This is a genomic window from Micromonospora sp. A202, from assembly GCF_006715105.1.
GTDB lineage: Bacteria > Actinomycetota > Actinomycetes > Mycobacteriales > Micromonosporaceae > Micromonospora > Micromonospora zamorensis.
In genome coordinates this window covers 4,192,460-4,211,134 of record NZ_VFMP01000001.1, presented here as the reverse complement: position 1 = coordinate 4,211,134, position 18,675 = coordinate 4,192,460, and the positions used below count along the sequence as shown (strand labels likewise).

Below are 18,675 nucleotides of genomic sequence, written 5' to 3'. Positions count from 1 at the left end.
CCCAGCGCACGCATCACCGTGGTGGCGTCGTCGAAGAGCCGAACCTCACGGACGCGGAGTGCTCGAAAAGGGTGACGTGTGCAGGGCGGTGATTGGGTAGCGTCCCGGGCGTGATCGAGCTTGTCGAGCGGCATACGGTTCTCGCCGTTGTGGTCGGGTCGCGGGCGTACGGGCTGCATGACCTGGCCTCCGACTACGACCGGCGTGGTGTGTATGTAGCGCCCACACGGGCGTTCTGGCACCTCGACAAGCCGCCCACTCACCTCGACGGTCCGGCGGTGGAGCAGTTCTCCTGGGAGTTCGAACGCTTCTGCGTCCTGGCCCTGCAGGGCAACCCGACAGTCCTGGAGGTGCTCTGGTCGCCGCTGGTCGAGACGATCACCGTCGACGGGGAGTGGTTGCTGGCGGCACGGCAGGCGTTCCTGTCGAGGCGGGTGGCGGAGACCTACGGCAACTACGCCCGGGATCAGCTCAACCGAGTCGCGGCCCGCCGCGAGCGCACCGGCGAGACGAATCACAAGCAGGCCATGCATATGATCCGGCTGCTGGTCGCCGGGGCGCATGTGCTTCGGACCGGGGAGGTGCTGGTCGACGTTCGTCACCTGCGCGACCGGCTGCTCGCGGTGCGGCGCGGCGAGCTGCCCTGGGATGAGGTCGCCGCTTGGACGGCGGATCTACTGGTTGAGCTCGCCGACGCGACCGCAAGCACCGTGTTGCCTGATCAGCCCGACCGGGTTGACGTGGATCGGCTGCTCACGGCCGTACGGGAGAGGAACCTGTAGTGACCACCGAGGTGCCGCCGTGGGCCGCCGAGGCAGCCTGCACCCTGCCTCGTCCGCTGCTGTTCGCCACCGTCAGCGGTGCGCATCTGTACGGATTCGCATCCATCGACTCCGATCTGGATTTGCGGGCCGTGCACTTGCTCCCGGCTGAGGAGGTCGTCGGGTTGCGCACCGGTCCGCAGACGTTGCAGCACATGAGCGTGCGCGACGGTGTCGAGTTGGACGTGGTCAGCCACGATCTGCTGAAGTTCGTCAGACTGTTGAACAGCCGCAACGGGTACGTCCTGGAGCAGCTGTTGTCACCGCTGGTGGTTGTGACCACCGCGGTGCACGCCGAACTCATTTCCTTGGCCCCGCGGCTGGTCACCCGTCACCATGCGCACCACTACCTCGGATTCGCGGCCACCCAGGAAAAGTTGTACGCCAAAACCGGGCAGCTCAAGCCTGCGCTGTACACGCTGCGGGTCCTGCTCACCGGGATCCACCTGATGCGGACCGGCCGCGTAGAGACGAACCTTGCCGTGCTCGGAACGAGGTTGTCGTACGTACCGGAACTCATTGCCGCCAAACGGGAGGCCGAGCATGGCCCGCTCCCCGCGGGCGTTGCAGGTTGGCTCGCCACCGACGTGTCGCGGCTGCGCGCCGAGTTGGAGGCGGCCCGGGACATCTCGGTGTTGCCCGATCGCGTAGATCCGGCAGCCGTGGAAGCCCTGCACGACCTGGTGGTGCGCACCCGACTGCATGGCTCCTAGCCAGCGTCGTGAGTCAGCGGACTGAGGTCCGCCGCAGGCCCGTCATCTCAGACACCGATCCCACGGGCAATGTCCTGAGCAGGCCCTTCAGGCTAGCGACCTCTTCGACAGATCCGAAGGCGTCAGCGCTGGCGCTCCCGGGGGCACGACGATCAGCCCGGTGATGTAGTAGCTGATTTGATCGACGCGGGTGGCAACGTGGAGTTCGACGGTCGTCGCCGTGGTGCGTAACCGGTGGACTTCCCAGTGGCGGTACCGCAGGTCGCGTAGCCAGGTTTCCTTGACCTCTCCCGCGACACGCATCGGTGATGCCGCCGGTTCGGTGATACAGGCAGCCCACCTCGAGCTCTCGCCCGATATGCGACCGGGCGGTGGCGTGCCGCGCGCAGGGACCTGAGCGAGAATGGGCCAGTTCGACCCGCAACCCTGGAAGGACCCTCCCTTGGCCGGTGGACTCGTAGCCCTGCTGGACGACGTGGCGGTGCTGGCCCGTGCCGCTTCCGCGTCGATCGATGACATCGGGGCGGCCGCCGCGAAGGCGGGCGCCAAGGCTGCGGGCGTCGTCGTCGACGATGCTGCCGTCACGCCGCAGTACGTGCGGAGCCTGGCGGCCGAGCGCGAGTTGCCGATTATCAAGCGAATTGCCGTGGGGTCGCTGCGCAACAAGTTCTTCATCATCCTGCCGGCGGTGCTGCTGCTTAGTCAGTTCGTGCCTTGGCTGCTCACTCCGATCCTCATGCTCGGCGGCGCCTACCTCTGTTACGAAGGTGCGGAGAAGGTGTGGGCCAAGATCGCCCATCACGGTGCCTCCGGTGCGGGCGAGGAAGAGGTGCAGGACGAGACGACACTGGTGTCTGGGGCGGTACGAACCGACCTGATCCTCTCGGCGGAGATCATGGTCATCAGCCTTAACGAGGTGATCGATGAGGCGTTCGGGTCCCGCCTGGCGATCCTGGCTGTCGTCGCCGTCTTCATAACCGTCCTGGTGTACGGCGTGGTGGCCCTGATCGTAAAGATGGACGACGCCGGGCTGCGCCTGTCGCAACGTTCCGGCGCCGTCGCGACGTTCGGCCGCGGTCTGGTGAGGGCGATGCCGGTGGTCCTCACCGTGCTGACGGTAGTCGGCACCGCGGCGATGCTGTGGGTGGGCGGGCACATCCTGCTGCTAGGCACGAACGAGCTGAACCTGAACTTCCTGTACGAGGCCGTGCATGACGTGGAGGTCGCCGCCCACGACGCCACGGGTGTTCTCGGCGGGCTCGTCGGCTGGCTCGTCAACACGGTGGCCAGCGCGATCCTCGGGCTGATCGTCGGAGCGCTGGTCGTGCTGGTCATGACTCTCGCGCTCCACCGCCGCAAATCCAAGGCTGCGGCTGCGACTGCGGCGGCCACGACTCGTGCTGACGGCACCATCCCCGCACCGCCGAGCCGTGCAGCTCGGCGTCGCGACGCTCCTGCGGACCGAGCGCCGCGCGGTTGACCACAACATCATCGCAACTCGACCACGGCATCATGCGTTCTGGTGCTGAACCGCGCTTGGTACTCCAGCCGCACCTGGTGGAGTCGGGGTCTTCGCTGGTAGTGGGCCGTTTTGGTGCGGTACTGGTGTCGTCGCCATCGTGACCATCGATGGATGTGGCCGAAGGGTCGAATCGTGGTGATCAGGTGTGCCACCCCGAGGTGATCATGGCGTACCGCAAGCCGTCTGACGGCAGTCCATGGGCAGAACACCTAGCGGAGCGGGTGCGGTGCCAGCAGTGCCGAGCTGCGCACCACGGCTTCCGACGGCAACACCCGGGTGACCGGCGCTGTGGCGGCCGGAACCCGTGAACGCCTGTCACCTGACGCGAGATGGTCGACCAGGGTGTCGACCGCCGCAGCGGCCAGCTCCCGCAGCGGCCAGTGCACGGTGGTGAGCTCGCCGATCCCGTACTCGCCGAGCTGGTAGCCGCCGAAGCCGATCACCGAGATGTCGTCGGGCACGGCGAGGCCCTTCTCGGCGCAAGCCTGAAGGGCGCCGATGGCGAGCAGGTCGTCGGCACAGAAGAACGCGCCGAGGTCCCGATGACGGGCCAGGGCGCTGCGGGTGGCGGCCATCCCCGCATGCGGCAGCCACGACTCCGCCTCGATCAACTCGATCCGGCCCGGGAAGAGTTCCTCGGCCACGTCGAGGCGTTCGGTGCGGTACACCGGCCCCACGAGTACGCCCAGACGCCTGTCGCCGGCGATCCGCAGCCGGGACAGCACGTCCCGTACGCCGGGCTTCTCGTCCGCGTGCACGTGCGCGATCCCGGCCCGCTGCTCCGGCGGTGAGTCGAGCGACATCCAGACGACGGGTACGTCCATGTCGACGAGTCGCTGGCCGGCGAGAGCGTTGCGCGGCGAGTACTCACAGACCACGCCGGCCAGATCCACGTCGGCGAGCATGCGGTCGATGTACGCGGTGTCCTCACCATGCTCGGGCTGCACCACCGGGAACAGCAGGCGCTCACGGCGCTGAGCCTGGACGATGGCGGAGGTGAGCACGTCGTACACGACCGGCACGAAGGGTGAGGGCGGAAGCGCGGCCAGCAGAAGGCCGAGCGTGTGCGAGCGCCCGCCCCGCAGGGTCTGCGCCGACGCCTGAGGGATGTACTGCAGCTCGAGCGCGGCGGCGCGGACCCGTTCCACCGTCGCCGGAGCCAGCCTGAGGGCCTCCGCGCGCCCGTTGAGCACGTTGGAGACGGTGGTCGGTGCCACTCCCGCGAGACGGGCGACATCGCTGCGTGATGCGCGGGCCATGGCGTCAGTCTGACACAGCGCGGGCGCCGTCGATGCGGCCAGGCGAGCAGCGTCGTGGACCACGAAGAATCCTTGCTAACTCGTGATAGGTTGCGCCGATCTCACCTCCGTGGCCGTCGCATGGCGGTCCCCGCGGGCTCGGGAGGGCCCGCGGGCACGGAGCGATCGTTGGGGGATTCCAGATGCACGGACACCTGTCCAGGACGCCCGCGGAGCATGCGGACCGCCCCGGCGGGATCGCATACGTCAGCTCGACCGCGCCGGGATCCGGCTCGCGCTCGGCGCCGGTGGCGGCCGTGCTCAGCGACGCCCCGCGGATCGACCTCGGCGGCCGCTGGCGCTTCCGGTTCTCACCCGTGGCGACCAGCCCGTACGCCGTGCAGGATCCCGAGCTGGACGACTCGGACTGGGACGAGATCACCGTGCCGGGTCACTGGGTGCTTCCGGTGGACGGGCCGTACAGCAAGCCCAGTTACACGAACGTCATGTACCCGTTCCCCCTGGACCCGCCGCACGTACCGGATGCCAACCCCACCGGCGACCACAGGCGCTGGATCGACGTGCCCGCCGACTGGCTCGACGGCGGGCGGGTGTTGCTGCGTACCGACGGGATCGAGTCGGTGGCCCGGATCTGGGTCAACGGGCAGGACGTGGGCGTGCGCACCGGCTCGCGGCTCGTTCAGGACTTCGACGTGACCGACGTCCTGGTCGCGGGGCGGAACCTGGTATCCATCCGCGTGCACCAGTGGTCGGCGGGCAGCTACCTCGAAGACCAGGACCAGTGGTGGTTGCCCGGCATCTTCCGCGAGGTTCAGCTGCTCAGACGACCCGTCGGCGGCATCGACGACATCTGGCTGCGGGCCGGCTACGACCCCACCGGCCACGGAACCATCGAGATGGAGCTGGGGTCCGGACCCGCCGCCTGGCCGGTGCGCCTGCGGGTCCCCGAACTGGGCGTGGACGTGACCTGGTCCACGCCGGCCGAGGTCGCGCCGGTGGCCGTCGGTGTCGTGCGGCCGTGGTCGGCCGAGCACCCCGCGCTGTACGACGTCATCGTGGCCGCGTCGGGTGAGACGGTCCGGCTGCGCATTGGCTTTCGCACGGTGGAGATCACGGAGGGCGTGCTACGCGTCAACGGCCGTCCGATCACGCTGCGGGGCATGAACCGGCACGAGATCGACAGCCGGCACGGACGCGTCTTCGACGAGGAACGCGCCCGGGCGGATCTGGCGCTGATGAAACGCCACAACGTCGACGCCATCCGTACCGCCCACTACCCGCCCCATCCCCGGCTGCTCGATCTGGCCGACGAGCTGGGCCTCTGGGTGATGGTCGAGTGCGACCTGGAGACCCACGGTTTCGAGATCGACGAGTGGCGGCGCAACCCGAGCGACGACCCCGACTGGCGCGACAACCTGCTCGACCGGGCTCGCCGCATGGTGGAACGGGACAAGAACCACCCGAGCGTCATCTGCTGGTCGTTGGGCAACGAATGTGGCACGGGACAAAACCTCGCGGCCATGGCGCAGTGGATCAAGGAGCGTGACCCCTCCCGCCCAGTGCACTACGAGGGGGATCACGCGGCGGAGTACACCCAGATCTACTCCCGCATGTACCCGGCGATCGAGGAGGTGCGGGCCTTCCTCGCCGACGACGGCCCGATCGCGGTCCCGCACCACCCTGCCGCCGAGGTCACCCGGGAACAGGCCTCGCGGGCGCGGTCCCTGCCGTACCTGCTGGTCGAGTACCTGCACGCCATGGGCACCGGACCGGGTGGCGCCTGCGACTACGCCGAGCTGATCGACGCCTCACCCCGAATCGCTGGTGGTTTCGTGTGGGAGTGGCGCGACCACACCCTCAGCGCCACCGCCCCCGCCGGGCAGCCGTTCCAGGCCTACGGCGGTGACTTCGGTGAGCGCCTGCACGACGGCACGTTCCTCGCCGACGGCATGGTCCGCGCGGACGGGACGCCCACCTCCGGGCTGGTCGACTGGGCCCAGCTTGTCGCTCCCGTACGGGCCGAGTGGTCCGGTGCGGACCGGATCACAGTCGACTCGCGACGACGGTTCACCACCACCGCGGATCTGGCGGTGGGCTGGCGGTTGGAGAGCCGGGGCCAGCTCGTCGCCGGGGGCGTGCTGCCCTGCGGCGAGCTGCCGCCCGGCGAGCGCAGCGAGCTGAACTGCCCGGAGGGGCTGCGGACGGCGCTGGCATCCGTCGATGACGCCGAGGCCGACACCCATCTGACGCTCAGCGTGCAGACCGTTGCCTCGACCGCCTGGTGCGACGCCGGGCACGTCCTGCACCGGTGGCAGGGACGCCCGTTCGACAAGCCGCCGGCCCGACCGCGCGCCATGCCGGTCCCGGCCGGTGCCACCGTGACCCGGCCGAGGCCGGCGCGGCACCGCGGCGGCTCTCCGAGTGTGGGCGGGGTCATCCTGGACGCCCACAGCGGCGACCCCACCAACATCATGGGTGTGCCGCTGCTCGCCTTCGGTGTGGAGCTGTGGCGGGCACCGACCGACAACGACCTCGGGCATGGCCCCCTGGACTACGAGGAACACGACCCGGCCACGACCGGTGGCGCGGGGGCGGGCGTCCGCGGGCCCTCCGCCGCCGACCGCTGGCGCGAGCGCGGCCTGGACCGGCTCGAGCGTCGTACGGTGCGGGTGTCGGGGTCCCCGGCCGGCCTCGTCGCCGTCTCCCGGTGGGCGCCCGCGGCACTTCCCTGGGGCGTGACGGCCCGGCTGGAGTGGACGCCCTGCGACGGCGGTGCCCGGTGCGCCGTGACCCTGGAGCCGGACGGGGAGTGGCGGGGCACGTGGCCACGAGCGGGCCTGCACCTCGCGCTCGACCCTGCGCCGTGGCGCGCGACCTGGTACGGCCTGGGGCCGGGTGAGTCGTACCCCGACATGCGGGCCGGCGTCGTGGTGGGCACCTACAGCGCCGACCTCGACAATTTCGTGGAGCCGCAGATTCGACCGCAGGAGGGCGGTCACCGCTCGGAGCTGCGCAGCCTGCGACTCGATCCCGGCGACGGGCTGCCCGGCCTGGGGGTCCGCGTCGTGGAGGGGACCGTGGGTTTCTCGCTGCGCCCGTGGAGTGCACACGAACTGACCGGCGTGAGTCACCCGTACCGGTTGCCCCGGCCTTCGGCGACGCATCTCTACCTGGACCTGGCGCAGCACGGGCTCGGCAGTCGCTCCTGCGGCCCGGACGTACGACCGGCGTACGCGTTGCGCCCCCGTCGGTTACGAGCGGCCATCGATTTTGTCGATCTTGCCGAGAACATCAGATGACCTCTTGCAAACTCGTGATAGCAAGGGTCTAATACCGCCAAGCCCTCGCCACGCATCCGACCTTCGGCGGACGGGCGGATCAGGTACTCCGGAGAGGCGCGCAGCGAATGGGCCGCCGTCCGCGAGGAACGAGAATTCTCGGAGGCACATACGATGAACAGCTTCACCAGGCGTCGCCGGCCCATGCTGGCGGCCGTGAGCGCCGTCAGCGCGCTCGCCCTGATGGCGGGGTGCGGGCTCGGTGGCTCGGACGCGGAGACGACGCAGGGCGGCATCCCCAAGCCGCAGGTCGACTGCGACGTGCCGACCGGCAACATCGACGACAAGCCGCTGGACACGTCCAACTTGTCCGGTGAGATCCGCTTCGCCACCGACGGGTTGAAGAAGGACTTCGGTGGTTTCTTCGAGCCGCTGATCGCGAAGTTCGAGCAGCAGCATCCTGGCGTCAAGATCAAGTGGGAGGACACCCCGACCGCCGACGACGTCGACGCCCGCCTGGTCAACGACGCGCAGACGTGCGTCATGGCCGACGTCGTCAACGTCACCAGTTCCACGGTCATGGCGCTGACCAAAGCCAACCTGCTGATGGACATCGACGTGAAGGCGCCCGGCACCGGCAAGGACTTCCTGCCTGACGTCTGGGGCAACCTCAACTTCGGCGCCCAGGGCCACCGCACCGTCTACCCCTGGTACTGGGGGCCGCTGATCACCACGTACAACAAGGATCTCTTCGTCAAGGCCGGCCTGGACCCGGAGAAGCCGCCGGCGAACTGGGACGAGGTCGTCGCGAACAGCAAGCAGATCGCCGCGTCGTCCAAGGGCCAGTACCAGGCGTTGTGGGGCAACGCCCAGTGGACCTTCGTTGACTCCTGGGTCGGCCTGGGCGTCCAGCTGATGACGCCGGACAACAAGAAGTTCGCCTTCGCCGATGATGCCAAGGCCCAGAAGTGGCTGACGGACATGGCGGATCTCTATCAGGCCGGTGCCATCCCGAAGGACTCGGTGACCGGTCAGCCGGACCCGAGCCAGGCTTACAGCGCGGGCACCCTCGCGTTCGGCAGCCCGAACGCGTCGTTCCTGCGCAACATCAAGCAGAACGCCGCGGCCCTCTACCCGAAGACCGGTGTCGGCCCGCACCTGTCCTCGCCGGGCGGCTCGGTCTTGTTCAACGGCCAGTACGTCGGGGTCGCCAGCACGACGAAGAACGCCCCGCTGGCCATGGCGTTCGCGCAGTACGTGACCAACGCGGAGAACCAGCTCGCCTGGGCCAAGGACCCCAACGTCGTCATCTTCCCGTCGTCGGCCACGGCGCTCAACGATCCGTTCTTCGAGGCGAAGGGCGGCAGCGACCCGTTCGACAAGGCGCGTAGCGTCGCCGCCGAAGCGGCGAAGCAGGGCAAGGTCGTCGTCGGCCACTTCTACGTCACCGGCAAGATTGACAAGATCATCAACGAGAACGTCCAGAAGGCGATCACCGGCCAGAAGGACCCGAAGCAGGCGCTGGCCGACGCCCAGACCGAGGCCAACACGCTTCTCGGGCGGCTCGGCTAAGGCCGATGTGCGGGGGGCCCGGCCCAGGGCCCCCCGCGAACCCGCCCGTCCGAACCACCGGGCCGCCGTCCGCGGCCCGCTCACGAAGGCAGCTACGGTCAATGGCACACACCGGCACATCTCTCGGTGGAGCGGCCCGTTACCGCAAGTGGTGGGTGCCATACCTGTGGTGCATCCCGCCGATCGCAGCGGTTGTCGCGTTCTACATCTACCCCTTCTTCAACACGGTTCTGCTGAGCTTCACCGACGCCCGTCCTCTCGGCGGCGCCGGCAACTTCGTGGGCCTGCAGAACTTCCGGGACCTGCTGCGGGACGAGGCCTTCTGGTCGGCGCTGCTCAACTCGGTGGTGTACGCCCTGTGCGTCGTACCCGTGCTGACCTTCCTGCCGCTCCTGCTCGCGTTGCTGGTCCGGGACCGTCTCCCCGGCATCGGAATCTTCCGCTCGCTGTTCTACCTGCCGGCGGTCGCCTCGGTGGTGGTGGTGGCGCTGGCCTGGTCCTACCTGCTCAAGGACGACGGCCTCATCAACGCGTTCCTCAAGGACACCGGGTTGGTCCAGAGTTCGCTGCCGTTCCTCACCGGGCGATGGTGGGTCCTCGCCTCCGCGATGCTCATCACCATCTGGAAAGGCCTGCCGTACTACATGATCCTCTACCTGTCCGCCCTGGCCAACGTGGACCGTTCGCTGTACGAGGCCGCGGAGATGGACGGAGCCGGCGCGGTGCGCAAGTTCTTCCACGTCACCCTGCCCGGCGTACGGCTCATGCTGAACCTCGTCGCCGTCCTCGTGATGATCGGCTCGATGAAGGTGTTCAGTGAGGTCTTCCTGCTGACCAACGGCACCGGTGGCATCGGCGGCGACTCGTCGACGCTGACCATGTACATCCGCGACGTCGGTATCGCCGACAGCACCTACGGCTCCCTCGGCCTCGGCAGCGCCGCCTCTGTGGTGCTGTTCCTCCTCACCGTGGGCCTGGTGCTGCTGAGCCAGCGCATCAACCGGAAGGCGGAGGAGCAGTGAGCACGACCGTATGCTCGACGACCGCGCAGGGGGCGGCGTCCGCACCCCGTCCGGCCCGCAACCGCAAGCCCGCCCGTCCGGCAGTGGGGCGCTACGTCGGCCTGGTCGTCGTCCTCGTGGCGCTCGTGGGCCCGCTCGTCGTGCCGCTGCTCGGAGCGTTCAAGGGTCCGGACGAGGCCATGTTCGGTCCGGACGCCACGGTGTGGCCGCAGCAGTGGAGCCTCGACGCGTTCCGCGACCTGATGCAGCAAACCGACGTTCTGCGGGCCTTCGGGAACTCGCTCGTCGTCTGCTCCCTCATCGTCGTCAGCCGGATCATCTTGTCGACCATGGGCGGCTACATCCTGTCGCGCCGAGGTTGGAAGGGCCGCAACCTGATGACGGTCATCGTGCTGTCGGCCCTGATCTTCCCGTTCGAGGCGATCATGGTCTCGCTGTTCGCGCAGGTACGCGATCTCGGGTACTACAACAGCCTGATCGGTGTGTGGCTGCCGCTCATGCTGGAGGCGTTCCACATTTTGCTGATGCGCGCGGCGTTCCTCGGTGTCCCCGACGAACTCGAGAACGCGGCACTGCTCGACGGCGCGAGCGAGTGGCAGCGCTTCTGGCACATCTTCCTTCCGCAGGTCAAGGGCGCGTTGGTCATCGTCGGGCTGACCTCCTTCATCTTCGCCTGGGAGGACTACCTGTGGCCGGTCATCGTGCTGCGTGACGACAGCAAGTTCACGGTCATGCTCGCCATCACGCAGCTGGAGAGTGCCTTCGGCTTCGACTACCGGGTGGTGCTCGCCGGCGCCATCGTGGCCTTCCTGCCATTGCTGCTCATCTTCTTCCTGGCCCAGAAGTACTTCTTCCGGGGCATCGAAGAGGGAGGACTGAAATTCTGATGACGCACCCGACGAACGGCACCGCCGACGGCCCGGCCGACTTCACGCCGGACGCGCTGGAGGCGGCGGGCGCGTTGACGGCCGTCCCGGACCCCGGCTACCAGTGGCCGTCCGACCCGCGTACCCGCGCTGCCTTGGAACACTGGCGCGACATGAAGGTCGGCGTGATCATCCACTGGGGCATCTACAGCGCGATCGGCCAGAGCGGATCCTGGTCGCTGCACCGCGAGCGGTTGGGCGAGTTCACCGACCCGCCCACCGACTGGACGGGAACCGACGCCGAGTACCACACCTGGTACAACCGCCAGGCCGAGACGTTCCGAGGCGAGGACTACGACCCCGCTGCCTGGGCGCGAATGTGCGCCGACGCGGGACTGCGCTATCTGGTTCTCACGACGAAACACCACGACGGATTTGCCCTGTACGACACCGACCAGTCGAACTTCAAGTCCACCGCCGAGGACTCCGGTCTCCGGCGGGACATCGTCGCCGAGACCTTCGACGCTTTCCGTGCTGAGGGCCTGGAGACCGGCGTCTACTTCTCCAAGGCCGACTGGAACCACCCCGGCTACTGGGACCGGGCACTGCCGATCCGGGACCGGTTCCACAACTACGACATCGCCGAGAAGCCGGCGAAGTGGCGTTCGTTCGTGGACTACACCCACCGTCAGATCGAGGAACTCCTGACCCGGTACGGCCGTGTCAACGTGCTGTGGCTCGACGCGGGATGGGTGCGCGAGCCAGACGAGCCGATCGGGATCGACACGATCGCCGAGCGCGCCCGGGAACTCCAGCCGGACATCCTCGTGGTCGACCGCGAGGTTCACGGCCCGAACGAGAACTACCGCACGCCCGAGCAGCAGCTGCCCGACGAGCGGCTGGACCACCCGTGGGAATCCTGCATCACCATGACCCGATCCTGGTGCTCGGAGGTCCCCGACGACCCCGCGAAGCCGATCGGCGAGATCGCCGCCACTCTGGTGCGCATCGTCGCTCGCGGTGGCAACTACCTCATCGGTGTCGGCCCGGACGCCACCGGCCGGATCTCCCGCCACGTGATCGAGCGGATGCGTGAGCTCGGCGAGGTCCTGCGGGAGGCCGGTCACGCGATCTACGGTTCCCGGCCCGCCGATCCGGGTCTGACGGCCTCCGGCACGCTGGAGTGGCACCTCACCTCACCGTCGGGGAGGCCGGAGGTGGTGCATGCGATCGGTCTGTACGCGGACGGCGTGGCGGTCCCCAGCACCCTGCGTGTCACCGGGAACGGGCACGACGTCACGGTGCAGGTTCCGGCCGGGTCCAACCCCCACGTCGTGGTGGTCGAGATCCCCTCCGGATCAGAAGGATAGGGTCACGACCCGCAGGCTCACCGCTGCGCTGACCTCGCCGACACGGTGGTCTCCCAGTTGATCCGGGACCGGCTGCGCAACCTGGATCAACTGATCGGCACAGTCCTACTGCGCGACGACGCAGTACAGACGCCGCTCCCGCCAGGGGTCGTGGTCGGTGCGTCCTACCAGTCTGGCCTGACGTCGTATCACCTGTGTCCAGCTGCGATCGCGGACCCGGATGATCCCGCGCTCAACGTCGTGGCAGATCACAGCCCCATCTCGGTCCGGCTGAGCGGCCGGTCATGCCGGCCTCAGCCGCAGCCGGTCCGAGCGCCCGACCTTCACGCCGGACTGCAGAACACGCCGTCCAGCAGCAGGTCCACCGAACGTTCGGCTGCAACGCCGGCCTCGGCCGCGCCGTGCACCATCGCGAACAACAACGCCAGGTCGGCCGGTGCGAGGTCGGCGCGTACATGCCCGCTGGCCTGCGCGCGGCGCAGCGGCCCGGTGAGCGCGGCAATGACTCGGTGCTGGAGGCGGTTACGGCTGCCCTGTTCAAGCTTGAGGGCGAGCGGCACGAGCGAGCGCATCGCAACCTGCGTGCGCAGCACCTCCAGCAGCAGCGCGCGGAACGCCGCCGGATGATCGACGGTCGCTGCGACGATCTCGAGCCGGTCGACCTGGTAGGTGACCACCGCCTCGGCGAGGGCGCGCCGGTCAGGGAAGTGCCGGTAGATGGTGGCCTGTCCCACGCCCGCCCGGCGGGCGATCTCGGGCATCGGCGGCTCCGAACGGACGCCGGTCATCAGGTCGCTGGCGGCCTGGACGATGGCGGCACGGTTACGCAGGGCATCTCGGCGACGTGACGGCGGCGACCCGTACAGCACCAACATGCTCCTCGAAGTGGCTCATGTTACCGAACGGTAATGATGATGTCACACGTTCTGGCTTGTCGGTACCAGTTTCTGCGCTGCTGGTTGCGCCCGTCGGCGTCGTGCACAGTGCGCAGGTTGGCGACCGGCGGCTGCGTCGTCCAGTCACATAGGAGCGCGCACTGCTCCGGGTTGCATGCCCACGTGAGTGAGCCCTCCGGAACATCGCTCGAATCGTGGACGCCGTAGTGATAAGACGCCCCTCTGGAGGTTCTCGGTTCTCCCGGTTACCGTCCGGTAACCGCCGCTCGCGCATTGATGCAGCCAAGTCTGCGGCGACACGAGAAAGGGCGTACATGTCGTTACGCACCCGCGTTTCCGCCACGCTGCTCGCCGGAACCCTCGCCAGCGTCGGCCTCGGGGCGATCCCCGCTCAGGCCGATACCTCGCGCGGCATCACCATCCCCGCCTTCTACACGCCGCCGGCCAACCTACCGGCAGCCAACGGAGGGCTGATCCGCACCGAACCGCTCAATCTGGCCCTGAACCTGCCGGGTATCAACTCCAGCATGCCGGGCAGCGCCACCCGGATCATGTACAAGTCCACCGACTCCACCGGCAGCCCGGTCGCCGTCACTGGCGCCTACCTCGAACCCGCCGCACCCTGGCTGGGGATGGGACCGAGGCCGCTGGTGGTCCTCGCGCCGGGCACGATGGGCCAGGGCGACCAGTGCTCCACATCGCTGGCCCTGCAGCGGGGTCTCATCCTGGGGATCGGCAAGGAACAGAGCACCGTCTCGGTCGGCTACGAGATCCTCGCCATGTACCGGCTCCTCGCCAAGGGCATCGCGGTCGTGCAGACCGACTACGTCGGACTCGGCACGACCGACCGGCTGCATACCTACGTCAACCGGATCGACAGCGGCCACGCCGTACTCGACGCCGCGCGGGCGGCCAAGGCGCTCCCGAACACCAAAATCACCGCACAGGCGCCCGTAGGCCTCTACGGCTACAGCCAGGGCGGCGGTGCAGTCGCCTCAGCAGCCGAACTCCAGGCGACCTACGCGCCCGACGTCGCACTCAAGGCCACCTACGCCGGCGCCCCGCCGGCCAACCTGGCCGACGTGACCGCCGCAATCGACGGCAGTGAACTACTGGGTGCGCTCGGTTGGTCGGTGAACGGCTTCCTGCAGGCGAAGCCGGAAATTCGGCCACTGTTCGATCGGTACCTCAGCGACAACGGCCGCGCCGCGCTCCACGACATGTCAACCATGTGTGTCGGCGACGCGATCATCGCGTACTCCGGAACACGCTCCTCGACATGGACCACCAACGGCGAGTCCGTGGCCGAGATCATCGGAGCCGAACCCGTCCTGCGTGTGTTCATCAACGACCAACTCCTCGGCACGCGTAAGCCCACCGGCATCGTGCGCGTCGCCACCGGTGTCAACGACAATCTCGTGCCGCACGCACAGGCACGCACGATGGCCGTCGACTGGTGCGGCCTCGGCGGCAAGGTCGTCTACGACCCGATCAACCTGCCCAAGGGCAGCAGCGCGCTGCTCAACCACTTTGGGCCTTTGCTCACCGACCAGTCCACGGCCGTGGACTGGCTTACCCACCGCCTGGCCGGCTGGCCGGCTGTCTCCAACTGCCCCATCCTGCCCCTGCTGCCGTAGCGGAGCGATCGACGCCCAGCGGCGAAAATCCCGACGCAGGGGTGCTCGACAGCCAAGAACGCGAGCAGGACCATAGTCGCGGTTCTGCTCGCGTTCCGCACCGCGAGATCGTGACCGACCGAACCACGGCAGCCGTCCTGCGGAGGTGCCCGCCTGAACGCTGTACCCGCCGATCAGGCGTGTTCGCCACGAGAACGCTGTCGTGTCCGGACGCGGACCGGCCCCCATGGCGATCATCGATGTCTTCCCGCTACGATCCGATTTCGAAAGATTACTGAGCGTCAGCGTGTGCTGTCCGCAAGGCTTGGCTGCTGGCCACCGGCGCCGCTGCGCACGTGGCACCGGCCTGAGGATCACGCCGTCTCGACGAAGGGAATCCGGATGACGGAGAGCGCGCAGACCGCCGAGAGCCGAACCGTTCCGCCAGCGCGGCCGTACCCGTTCAGTGTGCCCGACCGCCTCGTCATGGATCCGACCTATGGCGAGCTGCGCGAGAACGAGCCGATGACCCGGGTGAAGCTCCCCTACGGCGAGGAGGCATGGCTCGCCACCCGGTACGAGGACGTCCGTACGGTCCTCGGCGACGTGCGGTTCGGCCGCGCCCCGGCCGTCCAGCGCGACGAGCCCAGGCTCACCCCGCGTCAGCAGTACAGCGGCATGCTGACCATGGACCCGCCCGATCACACTCGGCTGCGCCGGCTGGTGGCGAAGGCGTTCACGGCACGTCGGGTAGAGGCGCTGCGACCCCGAACCCAGGAGATCGCCGACGCGCTGGTCGACAACATGGTCCGGCTCGGTCCTCCGGCCGACCTGGTGGAGCACGTCGCCACGCCGCTGCCGATCCAGGTGATCTGCGAGCTGCTCGGGGTCCCGTACGCCGACCGGGACCGCTTCCACATCTGGTCCGAGGCGATCGTCTCGACCACCTCCCTGCCCTTGGAAACGATCCAGGAGTACCTGAACAATCTCTGGGGCTACATCGGTGATCTGGTCGCCGAGCGCCGCCGCGAGCCGGGGATCGACGACCTGCTCGGCGCGTTGGTGCAGGCCCGCGACGAGAATCAGGATCGGCTCAGCGAGACCGAGCTGGTGGAGCTGGCCGGAGGGCTGCTCGCGGCAGGCCACGAGACCACGGTGACGCAGATCCCCAACTTCGTCTACGTCCTGCTGCACAACCCGGACCAGCTTGCTCGGCTGCGGGCTGACCCGTCGCTGGTGCCGGCCGCGGTCGAGGAACTGTTGCGGTACGTGCCGCTCGGCGTCGGCTCTTCCTTCGCCCGGTACGCCAAGGAGGACGTCGAGGTCGGCGGGGTGCTGGTCCGGGCAGGTGAGCCGGTTCTCGGCTCACTGTCATCGGCGAATCGGGACGGTACCGTCTTCGCCGACCCGGACCGGCTGGATCTCGAACGCGAGCAGAACCCGCACCTGGGCTTCGGGCACGGCGTACACCACTGCGTCGGCGCGCAGCTTGCCCGCATGGAGTTGCAGGTCGCCGTCGCCACCCTCGTGACCCGCCTGCCCGGATTGCGGCTCGCCGTACCGGAAGCCGAGCTGGACTGGAAGCGGGGCATGTTGGTGCGGGGCCTGCTCGGCATGCCGGTGGCCTGGTGAGTACGACGTGGCGGATCGGGGTGGACTCTCGCCGCTGCATCGGCACGAGCGTCTGCGCCGGTACCGCTCCCGAGCACTTCCGCCTGGTTGGCGGCCTGTCCGCGCCGCTGGCCGACGTCGTCGCCCCGGCCGAGGTCGTCCTCGATGCCGCCGACTCGTGTCCGGTGGAGGCGATCACGGTCCGCGACGCCACCGACGACCGGCTGATCGCGCCGCAGGAGTGACCGGAAATCGAGCCCACCCGTCTGCTCTTTGAGCTGGACACTGCTGTGCACCCTGATCATGATGACGGTCGTCAGCACCGCCGGTCGCGGCCCCGTGGGTTGACGCGAGCGTGTCCGGCCTCGTGTGTTCGTTCGGAGCGAGGTGTGTGGGCTGGTCCCGAGCGATGTCGGCGGTAGTCCAGACTGAACGTCACGCGCTGTGGTCGGGGGCGAGATCGCGCGGCAGGATTGCCGGGCCTGCTTCAGTTGGTCGTGGACCGTTCTCGGGGTACGCGTGGACGACTGCGAGAACGATGTCGTCTTCGGTGGTGTAGCCGAAGTGATCGAGCAGGAGGTCACACACCTGTTCGGCGGTGTAGTTCTGCCGGTTGCCCAGCAGGGCGACGAGATTGGCGATTCCCTCATCGATGCCCGTGGCGCGTCGCTCGACCAGACCGTCGGTGTAGAACACGACGGTGGAGCCGGGTTTCAGAATGGCCGTGTGGTCGTGACGGTCCACCTTCAGGCGGGTGCCGAGCAACGGCTCTGGTGTGGCGTTCAGGACCTCCGCACGGCCGTCAGGGTGGAGTAGAACCGGCGGCGGGTGACCAGCGTTGGACCATCGCAGCGTGCGTAGACCCTGCTCGGCGTCGCAGGCGTCCTGCTCCACCTGGGCCAGGATCGCGGTCGCGTAGACGTTGACGGCCAGACCGGACATCGCCGCGTCCAGGGCGCTCAGGACCTTGGCGGGGGGCTGCTGCAGCGTGTACCCGATGCCGCGGGCCAGGTTGCGGACCTGTGCCATCGCGGCCGCGGAGTGCCGGTCGTGGCCGGTGACGTCCCCGACGACAACGGTCAGGCACCCGTTGGGCAGGAGGAAGGCGTCGTACCAGTCGCCGCCGACCTGAGCCTGCTCCGCGGCCGGCTGGTAGCGCATCGCGACCTGTAGGTGATCTGGTTGGACGGGTGTGGTGAGCAGGCTGCGCTGCAGTGTCTCGGACATGTCGCGTTCCAGCGCAGCGGCGCGGCGTTCGTTCTGGCGAGCGGAGATGCGAGCCAGGCTCTGCTCAAGGGTGGCGCTGATCAGTTCGAGGAATTCCTGGAACGCGGTGTTCACCGGCAGGAACGGGCTCAGGTGCACGGTCAGGACACCATCCTGCGCGGGGTCGCCGGTGCTGAGCCAGATGGACACCGCCCGCTCGTCGCCGAGCGCGGTGAGGTCGATGTCTCGCCGGGCCGCCCCGCCGACCGTACCCACAGCGGTGGTGGTCGGTGTGCCGGGTAGAAAGATGTCAACGAAGGTCAGGTCCCCGATGTCTTCCCGCAACACAGGCAACGCCCGGTCCAGCAGGGTCTGCGAGTTGTCCACATCCGCGAGTTGGCTGACGAGGCGCCTGAGCATGGAGAGCCTGCGATGCGCGACAACCTGCCCGGTGGTCTCGGAGACGATGTCGAGCACACCCTCGATCTGGTTGTCCTCACCCGCGACTGCGGAATAGGAGAACGTGAAGTATGTCTCTTCGAGCGTGTTGTGGCGCTGGATGAGGAGTCGGAAGTTCTCGATCCACACGGTGCCCTGACCGGCAGCCACCGACCCCAGGAGCCCTTCGATGTCCTCCCAGACTTCGGGGAAGACCTCCTGAGCGGGCTGGCCCAGCGCCGTTGGGTGCTTCTCGGCCAGGATCGGCACGTACGCCTCGTTGTACAGCAACACGAACTGCGGACCCCACAACAGGGTGGCGGCGGCCCGGGAGCGGACCACCAGATTCACCGCAGCGCGCAGGGCAGGGCTCCATGACGTCACCGGACCCAACGGGGTGGCAGCCCAGTCGACCTGCCGGTACGCGTCCCGCAACTCCCCGGCGGCCTCGAACGGATCATTCACGACCGCATTCAACCTGAGCC

14 protein-coding genes are annotated in these 18,675 nt (G+C 68.4%); 11 read left to right on the top strand and 3 right to left on the bottom strand.

Features of this window, described 5'->3' with window-relative positions; genetic code table 11:
• Window positions 1-110: 110 nt before the first annotated feature.
• The 3 genes from FBZ33_RS19505 (at window position 111) to FBZ33_RS19495 (ending at window position 3,014) form a co-directional block, all read left to right on the top strand.
• Window positions 111-782 carry a DNA polymerase beta superfamily protein gene (locus FBZ33_RS19505; RefSeq protein WP_141910173.1) on the top strand — a complete coding sequence of 224 codons (672 nt, stop codon included), beginning with the start codon at window positions 111-113 and terminating at the stop codon, window positions 780-782.
• Window positions 782-1,534 (top strand): DNA polymerase beta superfamily protein, encoded by a 753-nt coding sequence (locus tag FBZ33_RS19500; protein ID WP_141910172.1) that lies wholly within the window; start codon window positions 782-784, stop codon window positions 1,532-1,534. Before FBZ33_RS19505 ends, FBZ33_RS19500 begins: the two co-directional genes overlap by 1 nt.
• A gap of 403 nt (window positions 1,535-1,937) precedes the next feature.
• Window positions 1,938-3,014, top strand: coding sequence for a DUF808 domain-containing protein (locus tag FBZ33_RS19495; RefSeq protein WP_255508961.1), 1,077 nt, complete (start codon window positions 1,938-1,940; stop codon window positions 3,012-3,014).
• Window positions 3,015-3,265: 251 nt separating this feature from the next.
• Here FBZ33_RS19495 and FBZ33_RS19490 read toward each other — a convergent pair whose 3' ends face one another.
• Window positions 3,266-4,315: a LacI family DNA-binding transcriptional regulator gene (locus FBZ33_RS19490; protein WP_141910171.1), complete on the bottom strand. Its 1,050-nt coding sequence runs from the start codon at window positions 4,313-4,315 to the stop codon at window positions 3,266-3,268.
• 296 nt (window positions 4,316-4,611) lie between these two features.
• Here FBZ33_RS19490 and FBZ33_RS19485 point away from each other — a divergent pair, with 296 nt between their 5' ends.
• The 5 genes from FBZ33_RS19485 (at window position 4,612) to FBZ33_RS19465 (ending at window position 12,423) form a co-directional block, all read left to right on the top strand.
• Complete coding sequence (locus FBZ33_RS19485) at window positions 4,612-7,614, top strand: glycoside hydrolase family 2 TIM barrel-domain containing protein (protein WP_221629490.1); 3,003 nt, start codon at window positions 4,612-4,614, stop codon at window positions 7,612-7,614.
• A gap of 195 nt (window positions 7,615-7,809) precedes the next feature.
• Window positions 7,810-9,165 carry an extracellular solute-binding protein gene (locus FBZ33_RS19480; protein ID WP_221629489.1) on the top strand — a complete coding sequence of 452 codons (1,356 nt, stop codon included), beginning with the start codon at window positions 7,810-7,812 and terminating at the stop codon, window positions 9,163-9,165.
• 101 nt (window positions 9,166-9,266) lie between these two features.
• Entirely contained in the window at window positions 9,267-10,187 is a 921-nt protein-coding gene (locus FBZ33_RS19475; RefSeq protein WP_141910169.1) for a carbohydrate ABC transporter permease, read from the top strand.
• A complete protein-coding gene (locus FBZ33_RS19470; protein WP_221629488.1) occupies window positions 10,184-11,074 on the top strand; it encodes a carbohydrate ABC transporter permease in 891 nt (296 codons plus the stop codon). Before FBZ33_RS19475 ends, FBZ33_RS19470 begins: the two co-directional genes overlap by 4 nt.
• Window positions 11,074-12,423 carry an alpha-L-fucosidase gene (locus tag FBZ33_RS19465; protein ID WP_141910168.1) on the top strand — a complete coding sequence of 450 codons (1,350 nt, stop codon included), beginning with the start codon at window positions 11,074-11,076 and terminating at the stop codon, window positions 12,421-12,423. The genes FBZ33_RS19470 and FBZ33_RS19465 overlap by 1 nt, the downstream gene beginning before the upstream one ends.
• A gap of 323 nt (window positions 12,424-12,746) precedes the next feature.
• Here the strand turns inward: FBZ33_RS19465 and FBZ33_RS19460 are convergent, their stop codons facing one another.
• Complete coding sequence (locus FBZ33_RS19460) at window positions 12,747-13,292, bottom strand: TetR/AcrR family transcriptional regulator (protein WP_141910167.1); 546 nt, start codon at window positions 13,290-13,292, stop codon at window positions 12,747-12,749.
• Between the two features lie 341 nt (window positions 13,293-13,633).
• Between FBZ33_RS19460 and FBZ33_RS19455 the strand changes: the two genes are divergently transcribed.
• From FBZ33_RS19455 to FBZ33_RS19445, 3 genes are all read left to right on the top strand, one after another.
• The gene (locus FBZ33_RS19455) at window positions 13,634-14,956 is read left to right on the top strand and encodes a lipase family protein (RefSeq protein WP_141912800.1); all 1,323 of its coding nucleotides are present in this window, start codon (window positions 13,634-13,636) and stop codon (window positions 14,954-14,956) included.
• Window positions 14,957-15,337: 381 nt separating this feature from the next.
• A complete protein-coding gene (locus FBZ33_RS19450) occupies window positions 15,338-16,567 on the top strand; it encodes a cytochrome P450 (protein WP_141910166.1) in 1,230 nt (409 codons plus the stop codon).
• Window positions 16,564-16,791, top strand: coding sequence for a ferredoxin (locus tag FBZ33_RS19445; protein WP_141910165.1), 228 nt, complete (start codon window positions 16,564-16,566; stop codon window positions 16,789-16,791). The genes FBZ33_RS19450 and FBZ33_RS19445 overlap by 4 nt, the downstream gene beginning before the upstream one ends.
• 190 nt (window positions 16,792-16,981) lie before the next feature.
• Here FBZ33_RS19445 and FBZ33_RS19440 read toward each other — a convergent pair whose 3' ends face one another.
• The gene (locus tag FBZ33_RS19440; RefSeq protein WP_141910164.1) at window positions 16,982-18,655 is read right to left on the bottom strand and encodes a PP2C family protein-serine/threonine phosphatase; all 1,674 of its coding nucleotides are present in this window, start codon (window positions 18,653-18,655) and stop codon (window positions 16,982-16,984) included.
• Window positions 18,656-18,675: the final 20 nt, after the last annotated feature.